This is a genomic window from Bowmanella denitrificans (assembly GCF_002887595.1).
In the GTDB taxonomy this organism is placed as follows: Bacteria; Pseudomonadota; Gammaproteobacteria; order Enterobacterales; family Alteromonadaceae; genus Bowmanella; species Bowmanella denitrificans.
The window spans coordinates 124,256-146,778 of sequence record NZ_PEBU01000015.1 but is presented as its reverse complement, the minus strand read 5'-3'; the positions used below and the strand labels follow the sequence as shown (position 1 = coordinate 146,778).

The 22,523-nt window shown below is 48.9% G+C and carries 18 protein-coding genes; 2 read left to right on the top strand and 16 right to left on the bottom strand.

The window, feature by feature from the left end; genetic code table 11:
• Nucleotides 1–155: 155 nt before the first annotated feature.
• The 13 genes from CSR04_RS22130 to CSR04_RS22060 form a co-directional block, all read right to left on the bottom strand.
• Nucleotides 156–605, bottom strand: coding sequence for a hypothetical protein (locus CSR04_RS22130; RefSeq protein ID WP_102798510.1), 450 nt, complete (start codon nucleotides 603–605; stop codon nucleotides 156–158).
• A gap of 536 nt (nucleotides 606–1,141) precedes the next feature.
• Nucleotides 1,142–1,441, bottom strand: coding sequence for a hypothetical protein (locus CSR04_RS22120; RefSeq protein WP_102798508.1), 300 nt, complete (start codon nucleotides 1,439–1,441; stop codon nucleotides 1,142–1,144).
• Between the two features lie 80 nt (nucleotides 1,442–1,521).
• Nucleotides 1,522–1,986 (bottom strand): DUF4262 domain-containing protein, encoded by a 465-nt coding sequence (locus CSR04_RS22115; RefSeq protein ID WP_102798526.1) that lies wholly within the window; start codon nucleotides 1,984–1,986, stop codon nucleotides 1,522–1,524.
• 85 nt (nucleotides 1,987–2,071) lie between these two features.
• Entirely contained in the window at nucleotides 2,072–2,287 is a 216-nt protein-coding gene (locus tag CSR04_RS22110; protein WP_146027229.1) for a hypothetical protein, read from the bottom strand.
• A 1,032-nt stretch (nucleotides 2,288–3,319) separates the two neighbouring features.
• Nucleotides 3,320–3,685, bottom strand: a complete 366-nt coding sequence (locus CSR04_RS22100) for a hypothetical protein (RefSeq protein ID WP_102795623.1) — start codon at nucleotides 3,683–3,685, stop codon at nucleotides 3,320–3,322.
• 81 nt (nucleotides 3,686–3,766) lie between these two features.
• Nucleotides 3,767–4,336, bottom strand: coding sequence for a hypothetical protein (locus CSR04_RS22095; protein WP_102798525.1), 570 nt, complete (start codon nucleotides 4,334–4,336; stop codon nucleotides 3,767–3,769).
• Nucleotides 4,337–4,414: 78 nt separating this feature from the next.
• Entirely contained in the window at nucleotides 4,415–5,026 is a 612-nt protein-coding gene (locus CSR04_RS22090) for a hypothetical protein (RefSeq protein WP_102798505.1), read from the bottom strand.
• A 566-nt stretch (nucleotides 5,027–5,592) separates the two neighbouring features.
• Nucleotides 5,593–10,056 (bottom strand): PAS domain S-box protein, encoded by a 4,464-nt coding sequence (locus tag CSR04_RS22085; protein ID WP_102798504.1) that lies wholly within the window; start codon nucleotides 10,054–10,056, stop codon nucleotides 5,593–5,595.
• Nucleotides 10,057–10,255: 199 nt separating this feature from the next.
• On the bottom strand, nucleotides 10,256–11,779 hold the full coding sequence (locus tag CSR04_RS22080) for a S10 family peptidase (protein WP_102798503.1): 1,524 nt from the start codon (nucleotides 11,777–11,779) through the stop codon (nucleotides 10,256–10,258).
• A 112-nt stretch (nucleotides 11,780–11,891) separates the two neighbouring features.
• The gene (locus CSR04_RS22075; RefSeq protein WP_102798502.1) at nucleotides 11,892–12,674 is read right to left on the bottom strand and encodes a DUF4412 domain-containing protein; all 783 of its coding nucleotides are present in this window, start codon (nucleotides 12,672–12,674) and stop codon (nucleotides 11,892–11,894) included.
• Nucleotides 12,675–12,679: 5 nt separating this feature from the next.
• Nucleotides 12,680–13,831 (bottom strand): RDD family protein, encoded by a 1,152-nt coding sequence (locus CSR04_RS22070; protein WP_102798501.1) that lies wholly within the window; start codon nucleotides 13,829–13,831, stop codon nucleotides 12,680–12,682.
• The gene (locus CSR04_RS22065; RefSeq protein WP_102798500.1) at nucleotides 13,831–15,006 is read right to left on the bottom strand and encodes a vWA domain-containing protein; all 1,176 of its coding nucleotides are present in this window, start codon (nucleotides 15,004–15,006) and stop codon (nucleotides 13,831–13,833) included. The genes CSR04_RS22070 and CSR04_RS22065 overlap by 1 nt, the downstream gene beginning before the upstream one ends.
• Nucleotides 15,006–15,842, bottom strand: coding sequence for an AAA family ATPase (locus tag CSR04_RS22060; RefSeq protein WP_102798499.1), 837 nt, complete (start codon nucleotides 15,840–15,842; stop codon nucleotides 15,006–15,008). Before CSR04_RS22060 ends, CSR04_RS22065 begins: the two co-directional genes overlap by 1 nt.
• Nucleotides 15,843–15,998: 156 nt before the next feature.
• Here CSR04_RS22060 and cysK point away from each other — a divergent pair, with 156 nt between their 5' ends.
• The gene (cysK, locus tag CSR04_RS22055; protein ID WP_102798498.1) at nucleotides 15,999–16,964 is read left to right on the top strand and encodes a cysteine synthase A; all 966 of its coding nucleotides are present in this window, start codon (nucleotides 15,999–16,001) and stop codon (nucleotides 16,962–16,964) included.
• Between the two features lie 156 nt (nucleotides 16,965–17,120).
• Entirely contained in the window at nucleotides 17,121–17,582 is a 462-nt protein-coding gene (locus tag CSR04_RS22050) for a hypothetical protein (RefSeq protein ID WP_102798497.1), read from the top strand.
• A gap of 25 nt (nucleotides 17,583–17,607) precedes the next feature.
• On the opposite strand, the gene CSR04_RS22045 is transcribed toward CSR04_RS22050, so the two are convergent.
• From CSR04_RS22045 to CSR04_RS22035, 3 genes are all read right to left on the bottom strand, one after another.
• On the bottom strand, nucleotides 17,608–17,961 hold the full coding sequence (locus CSR04_RS22045) for a DMT family protein (protein ID WP_102798524.1): 354 nt from the start codon (nucleotides 17,959–17,961) through the stop codon (nucleotides 17,608–17,610).
• A gap of 294 nt (nucleotides 17,962–18,255) precedes the next feature.
• Entirely contained in the window at nucleotides 18,256–18,903 is a 648-nt protein-coding gene (locus CSR04_RS22040) for a hypothetical protein (RefSeq protein WP_102798496.1), read from the bottom strand.
• Between the two features lie 66 nt (nucleotides 18,904–18,969).
• Nucleotides 18,970–22,320, bottom strand: a complete 3,351-nt coding sequence (locus tag CSR04_RS22035) for a dockerin type I domain-containing protein (protein WP_102798495.1) — start codon at nucleotides 22,318–22,320, stop codon at nucleotides 18,970–18,972.
• Between the last annotated feature and the right edge of the window lie 203 nt (nucleotides 22,321–22,523).

Below are 22,523 nucleotides of genomic sequence, written 5' to 3'. Positions count from 1 at the left end.
ACAGACTATTTAGAGAGGGTGTTAGTGGCCGGTATGGGCGAAGTGCTCGAAAAATGAGCATTCATGCTCTTGCCCTGGCCTTAAGCAGCGGAAAATTCGAGCGTTTTGGGGCGAGGCCCTGCGAGTAGTTTTCCGTTGCCTTAACTTGTTAGGTTTCATCTTGAGTGAAGATAAAACGCTAAAAAGAAAAGCCCTAAGCCCGGTAGCATAGTAAAATTCGATATTCGATGATAAAGATGTTCATTATCTCTTTTGTCATAATGATCAACAACTTCTGATATCAACCCAGCCGCCATTAATAGCATGGCCGCATACATGACCCATGCGGCTTCATCTTTCAAGTGATAAACCGTTTCACAAGTCCTGCAAGCTGTAACAGCCAGATCATTTTCAACAACTCCAAGTCCACCAAAAACGATTACTGAAATTGATAAAACTACGTTCTTAATCTGTTCAAAAATTGGAACTTCATTTGGCACGTATTCATTATCACTTGAAGTCCCGTCCTCAACTATTGAGTGTTCAAGATTTGACTTTGAGGTAGAACGTGATTCCAATTCAAGAACTGCCTGTTGGAACCTATCGGGATAGCTATCTTTATCCATGTTTTCAATAACATCGTGTAATTCATCGAGTGTGTAACTTTTATAATCTTGGGGGGAATTCCAAAATGTTCCTCCGTGAAACCTAACGCACCGTTAACGGGCGAGCGCAGTTTGCGAGTCCGTGCCAGCGTTGTTTGCTGGCGTTTTTCGTTAAACGGCTTGTTATATTTGTATTAGCCAACATTTTTTCTAATGCCATACCAAGTTTTGATGACTTGAAAAATAATAAATATTGCCCCGCAGGCTAAACTTGTCAAGAATATAGACCACGGATAAGAATACGTTAGCAACTGAAGATAAACTCCTAGCTGAAGGATTCCTTCAAAGAAAGCGCCTAAAACTATTATTCCTACACCACTCAAAGTGTTGTGTAGATAAATATAGAAAAGTAATTTTCTACGGTCAGCAACCTCCATCTCTCTAAATTTCCTCAGCAAATATAACGCCTTGCCAATGGGCAAATGCGAACGTTGTTGGGCGAAGCCCAGTGAGTATTTGTCCCAGCCGCGTTTTTTGCGGCGAAATTAGGCAACTTGTTAGCTATCATTGCGCGCAATTTCCGTTACCTGATTCCAGTTAATTACTTTGGCAGTAAATGGCCAAGCTTTCGAAATTGATTGTAACCATCCAATATCTTGGAGAGTAGTTCCAATAACCATTCCAATAATCAAAAGAAAAACGGGTGCGTCATTAAGTGTGAAGTAGCAAGCTACGGAAATGAACAAAATAAATAGACGGAATAAAAGTCTTCTTTTCATTTTTCTCAGGCTAATCAGGACTGAAATACCTTGCTCTCGGTTATCCAGCATTTGTTTAGCATAATCTACTTCATTCACACGACTTCCTCCCTGATAGCTAACGCTTTAAACAGCGGAAAACGCGAGCGAAGCGAGTGGTTTTCCGCTGCTTTAACTTGTTATATTTCACTAAGCTCACCAGACTCATTTAAGATGGGTTGTGCCCATCGATAAAATTCGGATCTATCGTTGAACCATGGCCAAAAACCGTCTGTCGTTGGCCATATCATTTGCAACATATCGAAGTCATCTCCGTCGTGAAGCCATAAGCCCCAGCCTAAATATTCTTCGTAATGTGACTTATCCATTTTTATAAAGCAGACATCAAAGCCTTCAAGAAAATCGGAATAGTAATTACCAGGTTCAAATACTTCACCAGCAAGCAAACGGTTCTTGTAATTGTTGATAATCGAGTGAGCCAAATCTAGTTTCAGCCCCACAATGATAAGGTCAGGCTTATTTTGGTTCTTATTGATGCCAATTGAATAGCTGAAGCAAGGTTCTCCGTCACCTTCCATAACCTTCAATACGTGACACCCGAACTTCTCGATATCACTTAGTGCTTTTTCATCCTTTTCGTCCACTAAAGTCTCCGTGAAATATAACGCCGCCATAAGCCGTGAGTAATAGCTTGCTAAAATGTGAAGCGAAGCGGAACCGAGCAAGCTGTTACGAATCTGACTTTATGGCCTTGTTAGTTTTACTATCTTGAATAACTGCATACACGGCAATTAAGGCAGAAACAAAAGCCATGCCTACTGTAGCTATACCGACACCCAATAAAACATTGCCTATTTTTAAAAAAGACCAACCTTCATGTAAAACCATAACCGCTGTTCTAAAAACTAAAACTGCTAGCATAACCATGTAAAGGTACTTAAACACGACCTTCCAAACTTTTATAAACTTTGATTTGTTATCCATAGAGTTGTGTAAAGAACCTTGTAAAACTAACGCTTTAAACAGCGGAAAACACACGCTGCTTGGCCGCTTTTTGGCCAGCGGGTGGTTTTCCGATGATTTAACTTGTTACGTGGCACTTGGTTGGACACCCCTAACCTTTGTACCTACGACGCTCCCAACTAGCAGTGCAAAAAACGATACGGACAGCTCGACTGGCCAGGTTGGCGCCAGATAAAACTCTTGCATAATCAGGGAAATAACCAGAAAACCAAAGATCTCAGTGGATACGAGAACCATTAGGGCATGAAGCCACAAATGCTCAGCCTGCTTTGTAGCAAAGATAGTGAATACAACGGCGGAAAAAAACAATACAGGTAGATATAGAAAAAGCACGTATTCATAAAATCTGAAGCTATTCAGATTGTCAGCCCCTGCAATGAGAGTGACAGCCGCACTAACAGTGACTTGTACCAAGAATAGAATTACTGCGAAGCTAAAGACTCTGCCGATGTTCAATTGCCGCTCCATGCCACGTAACGCTTTAAACAGCGGAAAACGCGAGCGAAGCGAGTGGTTTTCCGATGATTTAACTTGTTAGTTGCCCACGAGCACAACACTGTCGTGGCTTTGCCGCCAGCCCTGTTGGCCCATGAGCTTAAATTGATATTCATGCGCTTACCTTAGCCCGAAGAAAGATAAAACAACAACCGATTTTTGCGGCTGGTTTTTGGCTAACTGCAAACGGGAATATTGATCGCAAACAGGCAACCACTTCTTTGCGAACCGCCTTTAAGCCAGTGAGGTAAAAAGTGCGCGTTGGTGATGCTGAAATGATGCTTGTTGCCAATACCAACCTCCTTGCGATGCTTCCATGAAATGCGGGGCCTGATGCCGCGCCAATGTCTAATTCTTAGCCTAATCTACCGGGGCTACTAACGCTTTGAACAGCGGAAAACGCGAGCGTAGCGAGTGGTTTTCCGATGACTTAACTTGTTAGGTTCTATGGTCAAAATGCTACTTATCACTACCATATCCAGTTGGCCTATATAAGCTCAAATAATCAAGAGTATCGCCAACGTAAATTTCATCTCTAGCCTGTATGTTCACATACAGGTCTTCAACAACCTCTCCACCAGGGGAAATGAGCTCAATCAGCCATCCGTGCTCTATTTTCTTATATCGAATGTTGAAGGTGGTTACACCCCGCTCTGGATAGAGAGATAACTCTCTTGTCAGAGTATTTTCATAAAATCCCCAGATAACCGTGTTTTTACTCCCATAGTTAAACCACTTTGTGTTAACCAGAGGAAATGAATCAGTTTCAAGTGGATAGGAGTACGCTGAGACAATGCTTAATAAGAGTGCCAGAATAGTTCTCATCGGTAAACCTAACGCTCGCTTAACCGACGCAGAACAGCAGGCTAAAGCCTGCTGTTCTGCGTCCCTTGGTTAAAGCGCTTGTTATGCTTTTTTTCCAATATATTCAACTAGCAAAGCTTCAAAACCTCTAACTGCAGAAATAACAGTGATTACTTCATTAGGCTCAATATCAAGGTTCTCGGGGCTACGAGGATGCATTAGCCGATCACGGATCTTGATTGCCTTTTTCAAGTCACTCCACCACGTAAGACCTGCATCAAATGATTGATTTAAGCTATGAGCTTTAGAATATAGATTAAAAGCGAATTTGATATTTTTCGTTAGATTGATATGAGCACTAACTTCTACAACTTTGCCTTTTTCATTTAACTGATGAGAAACTTCAAACGCAAAGTCAATTTCGGCTTGAGTTAGTTCAATACCATTTTCAATTGCATCATCAATTGCCGCAATCTTCAAAGCAAAACTGACTCCTTCGATAAGGGCGAAACCAGCTCTAACAAGCTGGCGAGCATTGAACTCATGATCAGCAAGAGTTGTACCATCATCTTGCTTTTCGCCATTCTCAATATCTTTTATGACATTGGCGTAACACCGCTGAAAATCTTCACCTAAAGTTACAATAAGTTCACTAGTGCTTCTTTCGTCCATACTTCCTCTGAAAAGCATAACGCCCGCATAATAGGCGCGAGCTTGCGAGCGTCCTGATTGACGCGTTTGTTCTACGCTTCACTTTCTGCTGCCTAGAAATAGCTTCATTGCTAGACCAAATACCAAACCGCCACCTAGCCAAATGACTGCCTGAATGGCGATTGCGCTAGGGGTTAACTGATTTTGGAATATTTTTGGTAGCACCATGATGCAAAACATTAAGATTCCATAGGTTATACCCATTTTTAGCCAGTTAGTCTTCTTGGCTTCTGGAAGTTCACTTGACATAACTTCGGCAAAGCGACCTTTTTCTTTCTCAAGCCATCTTGCCTCACCGAATATTTTGAACCAAATCCAGATTGGGAACGTTAAGGCAAGCAATATAAGACTGGTGATATTCCAAAGGCACGGTATTTTCCCGTGACACTCTGGGCATACATAGCCAAACCAGTGCCCAAATGAATTGCTTTTAGACCAGAGCCTGCCATCATTTAATGCACCACATTCAGGGCACGGAACGTACTGCCTCTCCATTAAAGGAGCATCGCTAGTTTTATCTATTAGAGTTATCTTAGGAATTCTCTGCCCAAGAATTAACTCATTGAATGCAAGTCCAGGGTTGATAATCCAATGGAGCAGCATTGGGTGCGGCAGCTTCCATACTTTGTATTTTTCTTTATCGAATTCCATATCTACTCTGTACTCTATTCATGGTTGACGTAGAACAGCTTATTATATTGAATTCGTGATAATGTTCGCTTCTGCGTCGGTAATACTGCCCTGCCATCTTCACATTAATCCCTTATTTTCAAATAGTTAACGCGATACTTTGCGACTTCACGCTTAGCGCAATTGCGGGGAAAGTAAGAATGCAGTGTAAACGAGGTCTCAGTAAACACGCAACGCTTTAGCGACTACAAGAAATGGTAAAACTATGCCCTGTTTTTTACACAATCCACAGCAGCCCTTAAGCGGCCCGAGCCGCTTTGACTCCCGCTAAAAAATTCCCGGTCGGTTCGGGGTGCTGCTAAAAGACGGGCAATTTGCTGGGAGCAAATTGAGTGGAAGACGCGTCGGGAACGTCGTTTTCACGACCGCCTTTTAGTAGTGCCCTGGACTGACGTAGTTGGGAATCCAGCGGGCGCGCTTTCTTTGCGTCTCGTTTCTTTACCGCGCAGTAAAGAAATGGGACTGGCGCGCCACGGACGGCGCGTCATAAAGAACAGGGAAGTTACTAACTCAGTGCAGCAAGGCCCCTACCCCTCCAAATGCGAATAAATCACCCGCATAGTAGTTATCAGTGAACGTTTTACATTGGGCCAAAAGATAGAAATGCTGTCCAGGTGGCCTAGCTTGCCTGCTGCTTCCAGGCGGCTGGTCAAGTCCACCAGCGGCTCAGAATTAATTTGCTCGGCCAGTGCCACCAGACGCCTCATGGCCTGTAGCATAGCGCGGGTATCTTCGTTATTAATGGCCGTGTCAGCCTGCTGGGTAGCGTCTTCCAGCGCCTGCATCAGTTGCGTCAAGGCCGCTGCCAAAGAGCCGGTTTGTGGATTCTTTTGCAGATAAGGCAGTAAATCAAACCACACCGCCGGGTTATCCGGCATGGGCTGTTCGGCAATCGCTGGCTTGGCACTGGCTGGCTGCACTTGCTCGCTGCGGGCCTGCTGCAGTTCCTGGCGGTGGGCATCCACCAATGCCTGTTCCTGTTCGGCCATTTTTAACTGGCTGCTTTGCAGTGCCTGCTGGGCCTGCTGTAGCGCGTTTTCTTTACTATCCAGCTGCGCGCGGTTTTGCTGCAGTTCATCTTCCAGTTGTTGTAAACGCTGATTCAAATCAGACTGGCTACTGCCCTGGTCGCTAAGCTGCTTGCGGCTTTGCTCGTATTGCTGCTGTACTTGCTGCAATTGTGCGGTCAGGCTGGCCTGAGACTGTTCCAGCTTATGAATATTCTGTTCACTGTCTTTCAACACCTGCTGCTGGCTGGCCAGTTGCTGTTGCAGGCTGATTTCCTGCGCTTCCTGCTGGGCCAGGCGGGCTTGTAAGGTGTCTGCGGCCTGTCTGGACTGCTCCAGTTCGTGTTGCAGTTTTTGCTCGCCGCTTTGATTTTGCTGCACCTGGCTCTCGGCACGCTGCAGTTCTTCCAGGCTGTCTTTGAGTTTGTCTTCCATCTGCAGATTTTGCTGTCTGGCTTGCTCAAGGGCCTGTTGTAACTGTTGTTTCTGCGCTTCGATCTCAGCCTGATGCTGGCGCCACTGCTCGTCGCTGCCTTGCATCATTTCCTTCTGGCGGGTGGCACGTCCTTCCACATCGGTAAGCTCGACTTTCAGTTGTTCCAGCTTCATCTGCTGTTCCAGGCGTTGCTGTTTCTCCTCATCGGCCTGGCGCTGGAAGGCATCCAGACGGGCCTGACTGTCCTGCAGCTGTTGCTGCTTGGCCGCGAGCTCTGCCTGCATGGCCTGTTGCTGGGACTGCCACTGCTGATCGCTTTGCGATATCTGTGCCTGTTGCTTGGCAGCGCGCTGTTCCACTTCGGTCAGCTCGGCCTGCAACTGGGCATATATTTGCTGCTGTCTGGCCTTTTCTGCTTTTTCTGCTTCGGTTTGCTGTTTGGCGTCGGCCAGCACTGCTTCGGCTTGTTGCAATTGTTGTTGCTTGTGCTGCAGTTCGGCCTGCAGCGCCTGTTGCTGTTGCCGCCAGTGCTGGTCGGCCTGCTCGGCTTGCTGCTGCTGCAGCCCGGCCTGCGCCTGCATGTCATTCAGTTCCTGTTGCAGGCGGTTTAAATCGGCCTGCTTAGCGGCTTTTTCTTGTTTCTCCAGCTCTGACTGTTTACGGGTTTCATCCAGGGCTTGCTGAGTATCCTGCAATTGTTGCTGCTTGGCTTGCAGTTCCTGCTGCAGGGCTTTGTGTTGTTCTTCCAGATCGTCGCGTTGTTGGTGCGACATCTCTTCGACTTTTTGCATTTCATACTGCAAATGCTCTATATGGCGAAGCTTATTACTCAGTTCCGCCTGAGCCAGCCTGCAGCGCTGTTCGGTTTCCCGGTGTTGTTGCTGAGCCTGCTCACTGGCTTTTCGCTGGTTCGCCAGCTGTTCCCGCAAACTCTCACTGGCCTGGGCGGAACTCAGCAACTGTGATTGTAAGCTGCTTATCTGGCCACTCACCTCGGCAATTTGCTGGTCTTTTTTGCCCATGGACTGTTTGAGGCTATTGTTTTGTTCCACCAACTGCTGCATACGCTGGGCCTGATTGCCCTGCTCTGCCTTAAGCTGATTACTGGCTTCTTCGCTTGCACGCAGTTGCTGCTGAGCCCGCTGAAACTGTCGTTCACTGTGCTGCAAGGCATCGGCAATATCATTACGTTGCTTCTCCAGCGCGCCGACTTTACTGCTGGACTGTGCCAGTTGTTCTTCCAATTCAGCGTTGTCGCGCTGACTGTCGGCCAATTGCGCGCGGCTGTCGCTGTATTCCTGTTGCAACTTCTGCAGATTTTCGGTCACGCTCTGATGGGCCTGCTGCAAATCCTTAAGCTGGCTTTGCTGTTGCGACAGGTTCTGCTCGGCACTTTGCAGTTTGCTTTGTGTGTCCACCAGGCTTTTAGCCTTGCTGGCTAACTGGTCCTGACTGTTTTGCAGTAATTGCTGTTGCTCGGCCATCTGCCGCTCGGCTGCCTGGCGCAAGTTAATGGCCTCCAGCCGCTCAGCCGCCGCCTGATGAATGGCGCGCATATCCATCCAGATACACAGTACCGAATCCAGCACGCCACCTTTAAACATAGGCACATAGGTGGCCTGACAAGGCAAGGCTTCATGCCCATGTTGATGCTGCCATACCAGCGATAATGCCTTGCCGTCCTGCTTAAGCTGGTCGAGTTTTTGTTTAAGTTTAGCGGCAGCCTCGGCATCGGTATTCAGCCCTTCAGAATAGGGGTAAAAGCCAAATAACTGCTGTTCATCCTGAATACCAAAATAGGCGCAGGCAGCCGGATTTAAACGGCTAAAGCCCGTATCGGTGAGCACCGCCATGGCCAGACTGCTATGTTCAAGCAGATTGTCGAACTTGTCCTGCTGAAAGGCTTTCTCGCTGACATCTGCAATCCAGCAAAGATGTTGTCCTTGCCCCAAGGATTGCACAAAGATTTCGCTGGGATGCAGCTTACCCTGCTTGTCTTTTAAGCTGGCATGGAAGCTGTCTAAATTGCCCTTCTGTAATTGTTTTGCGGCCCTGGCCGCCTGGCCCGGCTCGCTGAACAGCTGATATAAGCTGAGCTTATTTAACTCCGGCTCTGAATAGCCAAAACGCTTTAACATCAGGTTATTGGCCTGACGCAGATGTTCTTCTTCGTCCATTAGCGCAATCGCCAGGGGCGAATGCTGTAAAAACTGTTCAAGCTGCTGCTGTTTATGCTCCACCTGTGCTTGCATGGCCCTCAGTTCACTTAAATCTTCAATCTGGCCCAGTAAACCACCACTATTACCCTCGCTGTCCTTTAGTGGCTGCAAGCGAAAACGCAGCGGATGTGCCTTACCGTCTTTGAGTGTCAGATTGAACTCGCGGCCCTGCCCGACCATCGATGACAAGGCCAGATCGCTGCTTTGCTGCCAGGTGTTAATGGCCTCGTCAAACAGCCCTGCCTCGGCGGGGGTTTTGCCCTGCACCTGCATTTGATTAATACCAAACAAACGTTGAAAAGCCAGGTTGCAGTCGCTGAAACAGCCTCGGCTATCCAACAGATATAAGGGCTGCGCAGACGCCCCGAGCAAGGCCTTAAACTGGTTTCTGGCGGCTTTTAGCTGTTGCTTAGCTTGTTCAAAGGCGAGCTGGTCGCTAACCTGCAGATGAATATTCAGTGGTTTGTGCTCGCTATCCCATTTGACCACTTGCCCTAACAGCGTAACCGGTAGCGGTCCGGACTGACTCGCCAGCACGCCGCTAAGCGACAGTTGCCCCTGTTCACCACCCTGTTCCAAAGCTATCTGCCAGTTTGCCCAGTCACTGCTGTCCAGCTTGCTTCTAAAGCTGTCCAGACTTTGTTCCGGGTCGGTAAGCGCCAACCATGTCATCATCTGCTTGTCGAGCCTGACCAGCTTTTCCTTAAGATTGATATCCAGCTTGCCGATGCCGGCTCGCTGGTTGAGTTCACAACTGACCTGCCACTGCCTTTGCTGTGTATCAATCTGTGCCTGGTAATAGGTAATGTCCTGCAGTGTTACTACCATTGCCAGCTGGTCTTTGGGTTTCGCCAGGGGGTGGGCGCCCAATAATATATGGCGCTGATGTTTTTCGCAGTACCACTGGGTTTTGCAATCCACCAGACTGCTCAGTGCACCCAGCAACTTGTCCGCCGCGTCCCCCTGCAAGACATTACTCAGTAATTTGCCGGTCAGATCCTGAGCCTTACTACCCAGCCAGAATGCCGCGATACGGTTGATATAAAGGATGCAGCCTTGTTCATCCAGGTGCAGCATACCCAGATTAAAACCATCCAATAGTGCTTGTTTGTTCTGAGTTTGTTCACTCAGTTGCTCGATTTGGCTTTGCTGACGCTTTACCCTGGTCCTCAGCCATAGCCAAATACCGATTGAAAGCAACAGCACAGCACAAAAGGCTGCGACAATAATCTGGGCATCCAGCTTATGTACCAAAGCTATGCCTGCATAAGAAAACGGACTGAACAACAGGCTGCAAAGCACAACACGCGTGGCTGAATGAGTTAGCATATTTGGTCCGGCTGCAGCCGGCTTATCCTGACAAGACTAAAGGCGCTATAGCTTACAATGTAGCCACATCACAGATAAGAGCCAAACATCAGTTTTTGGATATACCAGTTAATACCTTATGTGCGCTAATAATGTCTGTTGCAAGCAAAAGGTATAAAAAAGCCCCGATAAAACGGGGCGAATGAATAAAAGTGGAATCTTATCTGGGATAACGCGCCGGTTGTTCCTTGGCTGGCAAGGCGGCGCGGATAAATTCGCGAAGATCCTGGTTAGAGGCTTTCAGGTCTTCGCGGCGCAAATACATCATATGACCACTGCGATAGCCCTTAAAACTCAGGCGCTGCTTCATTCTGCCGCTGGGGTCCAGGTGCCACATATTGTATTTGGCATCAAAATAGTTGGTGGCGCCGTCATAGTAGCCGGATTGGATCAGCACTTTCAGGTAGGGGTTTTGCGCCATGGCCTGACGAAGGTTCTCGCCGGTTTTGTTGTCACTGCGATCCCAGGGATGCACCGGACCGAACATATTGTATTTAATGTCGGTTTTATAATTGAGTTCCTCGCGCAGATAGTAATTTATGGCGGGGGTAAAAGAGTGCAGCCAGGACGTCAGTTCTGCCCAGTAGTCGGGCTTGTCGCCCACATCCTTGGCATCAATGCCCAGATAGCGACTGTCCAGGCGCCCCAGGGTTTTGCTTTCATTACGCAGCAGTTCTTTCCAGAAAAACGCGGTGCTGACATCCAGATTGCTTTGCGCGATAACCTGTTCACTTAAGCCGGAATAACGGGCCATTTGACTGATAATCGCGGCTTTTTCCTGTGCATCAATAAAACCACCTTTGGCCAGGGCTGGGATCAAGCGGTTAAGGGTAAATTCTTCCACCTGCGGCAGTAGCGCTTCTAAATCCAGCGCCTGAAGTTCTTTGTCCAGCTTGCCATGATGCCAGGCGGTGGCGGCAAAGTAAGGTAAGCGATTGGCGGCTTTTACCGGACCGTTTCGTTCAATGCCGATATCGGTGGGAGACACCAGAATCACGCCATTGAGGTACATCCACTGGCTATTTTGTAGCTCCAGTGCCAGGCCGGATACCCGGGTGGTACCATAGCTTTCACCAATTAAAAATTTAGGCGACAGCCAGCGGTTATTGCGACTGACAAAGGTATTGACCCATTCCGCCAGGTATTTGATGTCGGCATTGACACCAAAAAACTGCTCCTGCTGCTTATCTTTAGGCGGTAATTTACCCTCGGCATTCTTCAGCACACGGCTATAGCCGGTATTGACCGGGTTAACAAACACAATGTCAGCAACATCCAGAATCGAATAGGGGTTGCTATCGATACCATAGGGTTGCACCGGGTAGCCTTCGTCATCAATTTTCAGGATGCGCGGGCCGGTATAGGCAATGTGCATCCACACCGACGCGGAGCCGGGGCCACCATTAAACGAAATCACCAATGGCCGGCTGCTTTGGTCCTTGATATCCGTGCGCTGATAATAGGTATAAAACAAGCTGGCAATGGCTTTGCCTTCGTTGTCCCACACAGGTTGCGTGCCGGTGGTTGCAGAGTAACTCACCCGCTGCCCTTCAATCAGGGTTTTATGCTCAGTGACCACTTTATGGTCCACTTCAATGTCGCGGCTATTCGCCTGGGCAAACAGGCTGAAAATCAGCGCCAGCAGCAACAGAGGTGGCTTGGCGATTTGTCTTGTCACTAACATAAGCTTTCTTATTGTCTATAGGGTGGATGTTCAACTGTCGATGGTAGCAGGTCTGCTTGTTTGGTCAGCCAGCATTGGCCGCAATCCTGCAGCCGTTTGCCTTATTTAGCCGCTAATACTCTGGCATGGCAGGCATCTGCTGCAACGTATACCCCGCTGGGATCTGAAAAATATTGGCAGACACCGCCTGTTTCTTAAAGCTAAGCGTGGTGGTTTGCGCGCCCTCTTCACCATGTTCCCTGATTTGCACTGGCAACAGCTTGTTGGCAAATAAATGCTGATTCAGCATCATCTCATCCTGGGCGCCAAACTGGCCGGCAAACTGACTCATTTTATTCAAAAAGGCAGACAGGGTCTCAAAATCGTCCTTGTCGATATCAAGGTTCGATAATGTCACCACACAGGCTTCGCTCAGCAAGGTCTTGTCGTTATATACGCTGACCCACTTGCAGCTATGCTCGTTGACTTTGTCTGACTTGCCCGTTTCATCGATACGCAATGCTTCTTTTTTGTTGTCCATGCCCGGCATCATGCTGCCCATCATCTGGCGCATTTGCTCGCGCTCTTCGGGACTCATATCGGCCATCTGCTCCTGCATCATACTCATCATTTGTTGCTGCATCTGGTTAAGCCCACTGGCCATTTTGGCCATCGCTTGTTCGTCCATTTGTAGATAGCCCTTTTCCTCATGGTTCAGAGCAATCATTTCGCCTTTGTTGCCGTCGTAAATAAAATCGGTCTGGCCACTTTCATTTACCGCACCGGTTTTCCCCGCTGATACGTAGATCCTGGTGGTTGCGCCATCCTGATCCACAGAGGTGATCAAGGTATCGGCGGTGGCTGTCGTGCTGCTGGCAACAATGCCGGCCAGGATCAGATTCAACTTACTCTTCATCGAAATTATCCCTTTGTGATGGGTTGAGGTTGCGCGGGCAGTTTGGCTTGCTCCGCTTGTTGTTCCAGTGTAGCTACTTGTTGCCCGCTAAGCGCAACTTTCGGTTTTTTCAGATCAATCACCAGGGTTTCAGAAATCTTGTCCTGAATAGCCTGGCGGTTGGCATCCCAATAAATTTGCAAAAAACCCAGCAAGCCGGTAGCAACACCGGCGCCATAGCCACCATAGCGGCCAAAGCTTTCCCACAGGTTAAGGCTGCTGCCATCAAGTTTTATAACCTTGATACCCAGTAAACGCTTGGCCGGGGTTTGCCCTTGCCACCAGGCGGTAAATACCGAGAAATAAAACGCCGCCCAGCCAAAGCCCAATCCAAGGTCTTCGGCCAGTGTTTTAGCCAAGGTGATAAGACTAAAATCACTGTCTGTATTTTTTTCCTTATCTGGCTGCGGCGTGACAACAGGGGGTAGATTTTCAGTCTTGGGCGGCGACTCAGGTTGCACTACTTCAAGCGTTTGGTAGCGGGCTATCAGGTCTTCTTTCAGGGCATCACGCTGAATTTTATCCAGACTATCAGTGGTGGCTCTGACAAACTCCTTGATCAGCTCCTTTGCGCTCTGCTTGGGCAAACTGGCCTTGGCCAGATCATCTACCAGGCTCTGCCCAGCGGGCGTCCAGCAATCCAGCGCTGGCTGGCAGGCACCACTGGCAATCTCACGTTGCAGCGAACCAATATTTCCCAGGTGTTTGGCAGTCAGAGCCACCACCACCAATCCTTGCTCCGCGCTGATTTCCTGGTCATCAGAAGCGAACTCCGATTCAGGCTTTAACACCTCAATCAGGCCGATGGCAAAAATAAACAGCATCGACACCGAGGCAATACGCAATGCTAGGTTACTGCGTTTTTTTTCCGGCTGGCGGGCATGCAGCTTATTAGAAGCTCGCCAGAACATCCAACAGAACAAGGCAGCGAGAATCATACTGTCCACGCCGGTGAGCAACACAATAATCAGTAAATCCAGCAAAATAGCGATGCCGCGGCGCATCGGGCTGGCCAGCGCCGTGCCCAGCAAGTCATCTGCCACCTTAAAAGCATATGGGGTAATGATTTCACGGGTTTCATTCTGGGTTAACTGTGTATGTTGTGCGCCTTGCGTCATTATTGTTTTTCCTGCAATTTTTTAATGGCGTCGGTAATGCCTTGTAAGGTCATGGGATAGAATCGCTGTTCCATTAGTTGGCGGATAATATTCACCGAGGCATAATAATGCCATTGTTGTTGGGGATTGGGGCACAACCACACGCTGTGACGAAAATGCCCCAGCAGGCGTTGCAGCCACAGTGCTCCCGGTTCTTCGTTCCAGTGTTCAACACTGCCGCCGGGATAGGTAATTTCATAAGGCCCCATGGCCGCATCCCCGACAAAAATCACTTTATAGTCCGCCGCATATTTGTGCATGATATCCCAGACCGGCAGACGTTCGTCGCGTCGGCGGTTATCCTGCCACACCCCTTCATAAACGCAGTTATGAAAGTAAAAATACTCAAGATGTTTAAACTCGCTTCTGGCCGCCGAAAACAGTTCTTCACAAGCCTGCACGTGCATGTCCATTGAGCCGCCGACATCAAAAAACATCAGTAACTTGATACTGTTGTGCCGTAGCGGCTGCATATGTAAGTCGAGCATGCCGGCATTTTTTGCCGTAGCCGCTATAGTCTGAGGTAGATCCAACTCTTCGCTGGCCCCCACCCTGGCAAACTGGCGTAACTTACGCAGGGCGATTTTAAGATTGCGGGTGCCAAGTTCTACATCCGCATCCAGATTAGCAAATTCACGTTTGTCCCAGACTTTCACCGCGCTGAACTGACGATTGCCGTCCTGGCCGATTCGCACTCCTTCAGGGTTATAGCCATAGGCACCAAAAGGCGATGTGCCGCCGGTACCTATCCACTTATTGCCGCCCTGGTGGCGTTTTTGCTGCTCTTGCAAGCGCTCACGCAGGGTTTCCATCAATTTTTCCAACCCGCCCAGGGCCTGGATCCGGCGTTTTTCTTCTTCACTGAAGTGCCGGTTTATTTCCCTACGAAGCCAGTCGTCGGGAATGTCCGCGAACAAATCCAGGCTTTGCACCCCGTTAAAATAGTCGGCAAATGCGCGGTCAAATTTATCGTACTGGCTTTCGTCCTTCACCAGCACAGTGCGGGACAAATAATAAAACGCCTGCATATCGGCAAACACCAGACCTTGCTGCAAAGCTCCAAGCAGGTCCAGCAGTTCACGCAGACTGACGGGCAGACCATGCTGGCGCAAACGGAAGAAGAACCCAACCAGCATCAGCGTCTGGCCATAAATGCCAGCTTTTCAAACAGGTGGATATCCTGTTCGTTCTTCAGCAGCGCACCATACAACGGCGGAATCGCCTGCTTGTTGTCTTTACTTCGCAGGGCTTCGGCTGGAATGTCTTCGGCCACCAACAATTTAAGCCAGTCGATCAGCTCCGAGGTGGACGGCTTTTTCTTTAGTCCGGGTATTTCGCGAAGATTAAAAAATGTCTCCAGCGCCTGGCTAAGCAGGGCTTGTTTAAGTTTCGGAAAGTGCACCTCCACAATACGACGCATTTCGTCTGCATCAGGAAAGCGGATGTAATGAAAGAAACAGCGGCGTAAAAAGGCATCCGGCAGCTCTTTTTCATTGTTGGAGGTAATGATCACCACCGGACGCTGCGCTGCCTTAATGGTCTGGCGGGTTTCATACACATGGAATTCCATACGATCCAGCTCCAGAAGCAGGTCGTTGGGAAACTCAATATCCGCCTTATCGATTTCATCAATCAGCAGTACCGGCCGTTTCGGCGCTTCGAAAACCTGCCAGAGCTTGCCCTTGACAATGTAGTTACCAATATCCTGTACTTTGGCGTCACCTAATTGCGAGTCACGCAAGCGCGATACGGCATCATATTCGTACAGCCCTTGTTGGGCTTTGGTGGTGGACTTGATGTGCCAGGCATATAAGGGCGTATCCAGACTTTTAGCCACTTCCTCGGCCAGCAGGGTTTTACCTGTACCCGGTTCCCCTTTAATCAAAAGCGGACGTTCAAGACGGATGGCGGCATTAACAGCCAGTTGCAGTTCCTTACTGGCGATATATTGGTCTGTACCGGTAAAGGACATGGACTACCTTTATTGGATTGTGAATATTCACAATATCATATAGCGAAAAAGCAGTTTGTTTTTAGTGCCAGAGCCTTAATCTAGTAAACATTCCCCATCTTGGGGCCAGAAATTCCAGAATAGTGCCTGGCGCTGTTCTTTAAGCAAGGAATCACCATGCAAGTATTTAAAGACAATTCCGAGTCCATCGGCAATACCCCACTGGTTAAGCTTAACCGGGTAACTGGCGGCAAGGTGTACGCCAAGATTGAAGCCCGCAACCCCAGCTTCAGCGTAAAATGCCGTATTGGTGCCAATATGGTGTGGGATGCAGAAAAACGCGGTGTGCTGACCAAAGACAAAGAACTGGTTGAGCCCACCAGTGGCAATACCGGGATTGCCCTGGCCTTTGTGGCTGCCTCCCGCGGTTATAAACTGACCCTGACCATGCCTAGTACCATGAGTCTGGAGCGTCGCAAACTGCTTAAGGCCTTAGGTGCTAACCTGGTGCTGACCGAAGGCCCTAAGGGCATGAAAGGCGCTATTGCCAAAGCGCAGGAAATTGTTGATTCCGATCCATCCAAATATGTGATGCTGCAACAGTTCGACAACCCGGCCAACCCAGAAGTGCATGAAAAAACCACCGGCCCGGAAATCTGGGAAGGCACTGACGGTCAGGTCGATATTTTTGTCGCAGGTGTGGGTACCGGTGGCACGATTACCGGTGTAAGCCGTTACCTTAAAAACACCCGAGGTAAAGCTATTTTGTCTGTGGCGGTGGAGCCAACCGACTCCCCTGTGATAAGCCAGGCCAAAGCTGGTCAGGAGCTCACCCCAGGGCCACACAAGATTCAGGGTATAGGCGCAGGTTTTATTCCGGGCAACCTGGATCTGGCCTTGGTGGATCAGGTTGAACAGGTTGGCAATGACGAAGCCATGGAAATGGCCCACCGTCTGATGCGCGAAGAAGGAATTCTGGCCGGTATTTCATCCGGTGCCGCTGTGGTTGCGGCTAAGCGTCTGGCTGAGAAACCTGAAAACGCCGATAAAACCATTGTGGTGATCCTGCCAAGCTCCGCCGAGCGTTACCTGTCCAGCCCGCTGTTTGCCGGTGCCTTTACCGACGCCGAACTGGAACAGTAATTCCGTCTCCCTTTAGTGACCATTGACCTTATTTAAAAGGTCAATGGTCACTACGGCGCCTCTGGGCGCCTTTTTTATTTCTGAAAGATGGCTGCTTTACTTTTTTAGCCGTTGCTTGCAGACTTTGACTCATCAGGGTCAAAAATTAATATAACGATGTACAAACACCTGCTAATAATTGTGCTAAGCGCCGCCACGTTACTGCTGACGGCCTGTGATAAGGCTGAAAAACGCGAAGGTGTGGGCCGCTATGGCATGATGGAATCCGGTACACCGGAGTACACCGCCATCGAGTTCTTTGACCATGTTTACCATGACGAAAGCATGGAAGACGTGCTACGCATCAGTTCACCGAAAATGGCCCGACTGATCCGCAACTACAAAACCAATCGTAACTTTCAGCGCCATGTACTGAATCTGACCTATGAAAAGGTTGAAATGATGGTGGACTCCGGCAACAACAGGATGCGTTCGGAGTTTGCCGATAAAGCCAGCGTAGTCATCTTTTTCACCGGTACCGATCATGGTGACAAAAAAGAGGACCTGCGCACCGTTAACCTGATTAAAATCAGCGGCGACTGGAAAATAGACGAAATAGAAGTTGATAAGTTTATGTAAGGGCCAGATGGCCCTTCATACAATATCAGGCCAGCTTATCCCGGAACATAAAAAACACCGCGCCCATAAGGCACAGTCCGGCCCACAAGTAATCCAGTTTTAATGGCTCTTTAAGATAAAACACCGCAAAGGGCACAAACAGGCTTAAGGTAATCACTTCCTGAATAATTTTAAGCTGCCCTACCGACATTGCGGTGTATCCGATACGATTAGCTGGCACCTGCAACAAGTATTCAAATAATGCAATTCCCCAACTCACCAGTGCCGCGATCAGCCAGGGTTTGCTGTTCATACCTTTCAAATGACCATACCAGGCAAACGTCATAAACAGATTGCTGCAAATCAGCAACGCCACACAAATAACTACCGGGTTTTGCATAAATTGTGAAGTATCAGAAGACAGTTCGTCATTTTGCTTCAGGATTGGCCACTTCGCCAAGTATCACCTTGTACTTTATCCAGTTGACCTTTGCTGTTTGGTAAATTGACTTATGCTTCCTTCGTGCTTTTCGTGTTCTTCGTGGCGGTACAAATTTTAAAAACGCCAATATCACCATAAAGATCATAAGAAACACGAGGAGAACATCACTCACCGCTACACCGCAGAGAGCACAGGAAAATATATGCCCCAGAAAACTCTGTGTTCCCTGTGTCTCTGTGGTTAAAGATGGCTTTATGCAGAGATATATTTCCCCGCTCTATGCCGACGGCTGAGTAAAATCATCCCCAAAAGCAACAGTAATAATGCCGAGGGTTCATCAATAGCCGTGCTACCTTCAATAAGCACTGAGGCATTATTAACCTGACTGCTAATGGCATTACCCATGCCATCGGCCAATCCATTGATATTCAAAACAAAGTCCACCAACCCAGGGCTCTGAGCGGCCAGCGTCAGACTGGCCAGCACAAAGCTGTTAGCCTGGAAATCGTTAAGATCGGTGGGCAAATCAAAAGATAAATCAAAAATTTGTAGCTGGCCTGGTGCCAGCAGCCTGGTGCCCAGGATATTCAGGCCAAGACCAAATAAATCCAGTTGGCTGGCAGGATCAATTGCTACTGCGTCGAATACGCCATCGCTGTCGGTATCGCTGGTATCTAACCCCGCGAGGCTGTTGTTAAACGATAACGTGATATCGAAGCCCGACAGCGAGGGGGCGCCCCCAGGGGCCAATTGACTGATAACAATATCCAGATTGATATTTTGTCCGGTTGACACCGTGCTTTGCGACGGCACAACGGTGATTAGCGCCGCCTGACTGATACCACAGGTAATCAGTGCCGTCAGTCCCAGCAAGGCCTTAAGGAAATTGAGTTTTTTCATTTTCTGTCCTTTTTGGTTGAAATAAAATCCGGGGAGGCACACTGCCTCCCCGGGCAAGCCAGATGGCTATTCAGTTGCACACATGGCGCGTGTGCAGCGCAGTCTTAGCAAACGTGCGTCCAGTATGCTGATCACGCCATCCAGATTCAGATCCATGGCCTGATTTTGGCTATCAACCGGTTGGTTTAACTGGCCCATCAAAACCTGCAGGTCCTGCCGGTCCACATCGCCGTCACTGTCCAAATCGCCTTCCACCTGCCCGCTATAGCCTTCAAACTGGCTGGCGGCATAGGCCTGAGTCATTGAGCCTTCGGTAGACACCAGGTTGGCACCGGCATTACTAAACACCAGCAGGTTCTTAACGAAGTACGGACCGGCCACACCATTGCTGCCAATGGCCTGCCCCGAGAAGTTAAAGGTCATTGACTGGCTTCCCAGGTTCAGATAGCCCTGACTGGATACAATCTCTATGTCGTTGCCATTGACGTCGGTCAAACTGGCGGACCAGGTATAAGTACCCGCGGCGGCCACATCAATGCCTATTCTTGCCTGCAGAATGTCAAACAGGCTGTTGCCATTGTTATCAATGCCTTGATCACTGTTGTTGCCATTTAACTTCAGCAACTGGTTTTGCCCTGCACTTTCAAACTCTTCATAACTGAATGCCTGGGTCATTTGTGGTACCAACACCACATCAGACACATAATCATTGGCATCCTGGCTTAACACCAGGGTCAGTGAATAAGGTCCATCCATTTGCAAATCATGAATTGAAAGCCCGTCAAACAGGAAGCTGAGTGTCATCGCACTGTTGTCAAAGCGTACATTCTGGCTGGCCACGATAGACTTATTAGCGCTGCTGTCTTTAAGGGTGGCACGAATCTGGAAGTTGCCGGTAGTACGGGTTAGCACCGGGATCTCCACTTGCAACTGCTCAAATTTGCCATTGCTATTAGTATCCAGTCCCTGCGCCAGCAGATTACCGTTGAACTCGAGCAATCCTTCAAATTGCAGATATTGATATGACTGGCTATTCAACACCAAACTGGCCACCGTGGTGTCATCCTCGGTAACATTGACCACTATTTCATAAGGGCCATCGGTTTGCGCACGGTAAATTGCCACCCCTTGGAAATCCAACTTCAAGCTCTGTACGCCCTGAGTAAGCGTCACAGGGACCAACAAGTTCTGTATGGTACCGCCCATGCCAAGCAGAGTCGCTTTAACCTGATAGTCACCGGGGTTAAACGCACGTAGCTCCACAGCAACACTGAGCAGGTCAAACAGACCGTCGCTGTCCAGGTCGACTGCGTTGTCAGTCCCGCCAAGCACTGCCACAGGTTTCTCACCGAAGGTGGTATGGTCTAAAGCGGATGACACGGCGGTGACTTCCAGATTGGTGCCCGCAGGTCCAACGCCTTGCAATCTGACCTCATAAGGGCCATCTACACCAGAATCAAGAATTTGCTGACCAGAGAAACGCAAGCTCACTTCATGCAGCCCAGCACCTGCCACATCGAAAAACAGGCTAACTGGTCTTGAGTCATCAAACTGGCTTTGATTCGCTATCAGTAATCCACCTTTATGCAACGAGGCCTGAATAAAGTAGAAACCACCAGAGGGGAAATCCACCATCACTCTGGCCTGAAGTTGCTCGTATACGCCATTAGCGTCATCATCAATGGACTCAAACTGCGCTTCGGCCACCACTGCAACTGCTTCAGGCTCTGGAGCTGAAACAAGTGGTGCAATGGGCGCAATAGGTACCGGAGCTAAATACTCATATGCCCCCCAGGCAGTTTCATATTTGGTCGGCACTGCAGGCGAGAACGGATAAACTTTTGCCCCCTCAAGGGTTGTAAAGTGCGGCCCCCTGGCATCCGACGCCACGGATTCAATGTTCCAGGCGATAAACTCACTATCACTGCTATACCGACCGTTAAAGGTGGCATCATAGTAAGTGGCACTTCTTAATCTCAGGCTGTGGCTGGAAAACAGGTATCTGTCGTAGCTACCGCCAACAGGCTTAGCACTGCCAGGAAATGCCGGATCCAGCGATGGCGTGGCATTGGTAATAAAGCTACCTCTTGCACCGCTTCCCACTTTGCGCACGGGATTAAGTCCACTGACGCCCAATAGACCTGACATATTTTCAAATACATCACTGAAGACGTAACAATCGGAGTAATTGCAGGTAATCGGATCGGCCATCAATTGTTGCCAATCGCATTTGGTTGCAGCGCCAAAATGATAACCATACTCCCAATGACTGTTGCCGTAACTGTAGACGCCTTGCAACACTTTATTGAGGATCTGTGTTTCACTTGTCTCACCATTGGCCCAGTCAGTGGCTTGCTCATACCAATAAGCCAAAGGGCGACCAATGGTCGGTGCACTTTTAGTCACATACAAGGTACGGGTGACGGTTGGCAGTGCCTCACCATTGACCTCGTAATCAAAGGTAACACTGTAAGCGCCAATTTCTGCTGGCACATCCAGAGACACTGTACCTGACGCCCCGGTCCAGGACGTACTGCCCTGCTTGGAGGTACCTTGAATTGCCCACTGTGCCTGGACCTCAGCATCATCAAGCAAATCATTGGGACAGGAACTTAACTGCGTATCCACATCTACCAGTGCTGTATCGCTGGCTGCAGAGAAAGGCTTATCGGCGGCTGAGGACGTGTCGTCGCTAAGATTGCAGGCCGCATCCAGGCTTTGGGAGAAAATCTCCGTCACTTGGGTGGCAGCATCTTTCCAGACCGGATTGCCATTGCTGGGGGTCAGTGTCAGGGCAACCACGGGTTTGATTTCCAGGTTCAGCGCCACCCAATCAATAGCAGTACACCAGCGACCGGAAGACAGCGTATCAATATTGATTTGCACCCGGTTAGCCTGTGACGCGCCACTACCAGGAGCGGGAAATTTCAGCTTGCGCACATCCACGGTAAAGTTATTCAGCTTCCAAATGCCGTTGTCACCGGTCAGGGTGCCCAGAGACTCGCCGTTGAACACCACTTCATTACGCTCTGGCGGTGGACTGCCATTAACGTCCACATCATAAGCTGGCATCAGGATACCGACGGTGGAGGGAATAATGCCCTGAGCAATCAATGCATTGGCATCCTGCAGATATCCATTGGCATCCACCGGCCCGACCGCTTTATCGATCATAACGTCAATCATCAGCGGGTGTTCGGGACTATTATTGAATGTACAGCCAGTATCGAGTCCAGGGCCAGCGTCGGCCACAAAGCTGTTAGTCGTGGGTGGGTCAAATGGGGAAGAGCGCGACAAAATACTAAATTGTCTGCTGGCTTCCTGAGCACGGTCACCATCTTGTGCAGCAGGCACATCAGCCAGACAGTGACAGGAGGTTAACAACAGGGCCGTCAGACCCAGTGCTTTATTAATCATCCTAAATTCCTTTTATGAGGGCCTGGCAAAAACCGCGACCAAACCCTGGTCATAAGATATGGCCAACCGAAAACCTGCTGGTGGCCGCGAAGATACGACGTCAGCCAGTGAGCAAGAATTACACCAGCACAAATTACTACAACGAAAACAAAAGGTTAAATTTCAACCAAAAATATAAGAGGATGAAGTTGAAAAATAATCCG

Coding starts and splice junctions, on each gene's coding strand:
- CSR04_RS22130 (WP_102798510.1), bottom strand. CDS start 605: ATGGATAAAGATAGCTATCCCGATAGGTTCCAACAGGCAGTTCTTGAA.
- CSR04_RS22100 (WP_102795623.1), bottom strand. CDS start 3,685: ATGAGAACTATTCTGGCACTCTTATTAAGCATTGTCTCAGCGTACTCC.
- CSR04_RS22095 (WP_102798525.1), bottom strand. CDS start 4,336: ATGGACGAAAGAAGCACTAGTGAACTTATTGTAACTTTAGGTGAAGAT.
- CSR04_RS22090 (WP_102798505.1), bottom strand. CDS start 5,026: ATGGAATTCGATAAAGAAAAATACAAAGTATGGAAGCTGCCGCACCCA.
- CSR04_RS22085 (WP_102798504.1), bottom strand. CDS start 10,056: ATGCTAACTCATTCAGCCACGCGTGTTGTGCTTTGCAGCCTGTTGTTC.
- CSR04_RS22080 (WP_102798503.1), bottom strand. CDS start 11,779: ATGTTAGTGACAAGACAAATCGCCAAGCCACCTCTGTTGCTGCTGGCG.
- CSR04_RS22075 (WP_102798502.1), bottom strand. CDS start 12,674: ATGAAGAGTAAGTTGAATCTGATCCTGGCCGGCATTGTTGCCAGCAGC.
- CSR04_RS22070 (WP_102798501.1), bottom strand. CDS start 13,831: ATGACGCAAGGCGCACAACATACACAGTTAACCCAGAATGAAACCCGT.
- CSR04_RS22065 (WP_102798500.1), bottom strand. CDS start 15,006: ATGCTGGTTGGGTTCTTCTTCCGTTTGCGCCAGCATGGTCTGCCCGTC.
- CSR04_RS22060 (WP_102798499.1), bottom strand. CDS start 15,842: ATGTCCTTTACCGGTACAGACCAATATATCGCCAGTAAGGAACTGCAA.
- cysK (WP_102798498.1), top strand. CDS start 15,999: ATGCAAGTATTTAAAGACAATTCCGAGTCCATCGGCAATACCCCACTG.
- CSR04_RS22050 (WP_102798497.1), top strand. CDS start 17,121: ATGTACAAACACCTGCTAATAATTGTGCTAAGCGCCGCCACGTTACTG.
- CSR04_RS22045 (WP_102798524.1), bottom strand. CDS start 17,961: ATGCAAAACCCGGTAGTTATTTGTGTGGCGTTGCTGATTTGCAGCAAT.
- CSR04_RS22040 (WP_102798496.1), bottom strand. CDS start 18,903: ATGAAAAAACTCAATTTCCTTAAGGCCTTGCTGGGACTGACGGCACTG.
- CSR04_RS22035 (WP_102798495.1), bottom strand. CDS start 22,320: ATGATTAATAAAGCACTGGGTCTGACGGCCCTGTTGTTAACCTCCTGT.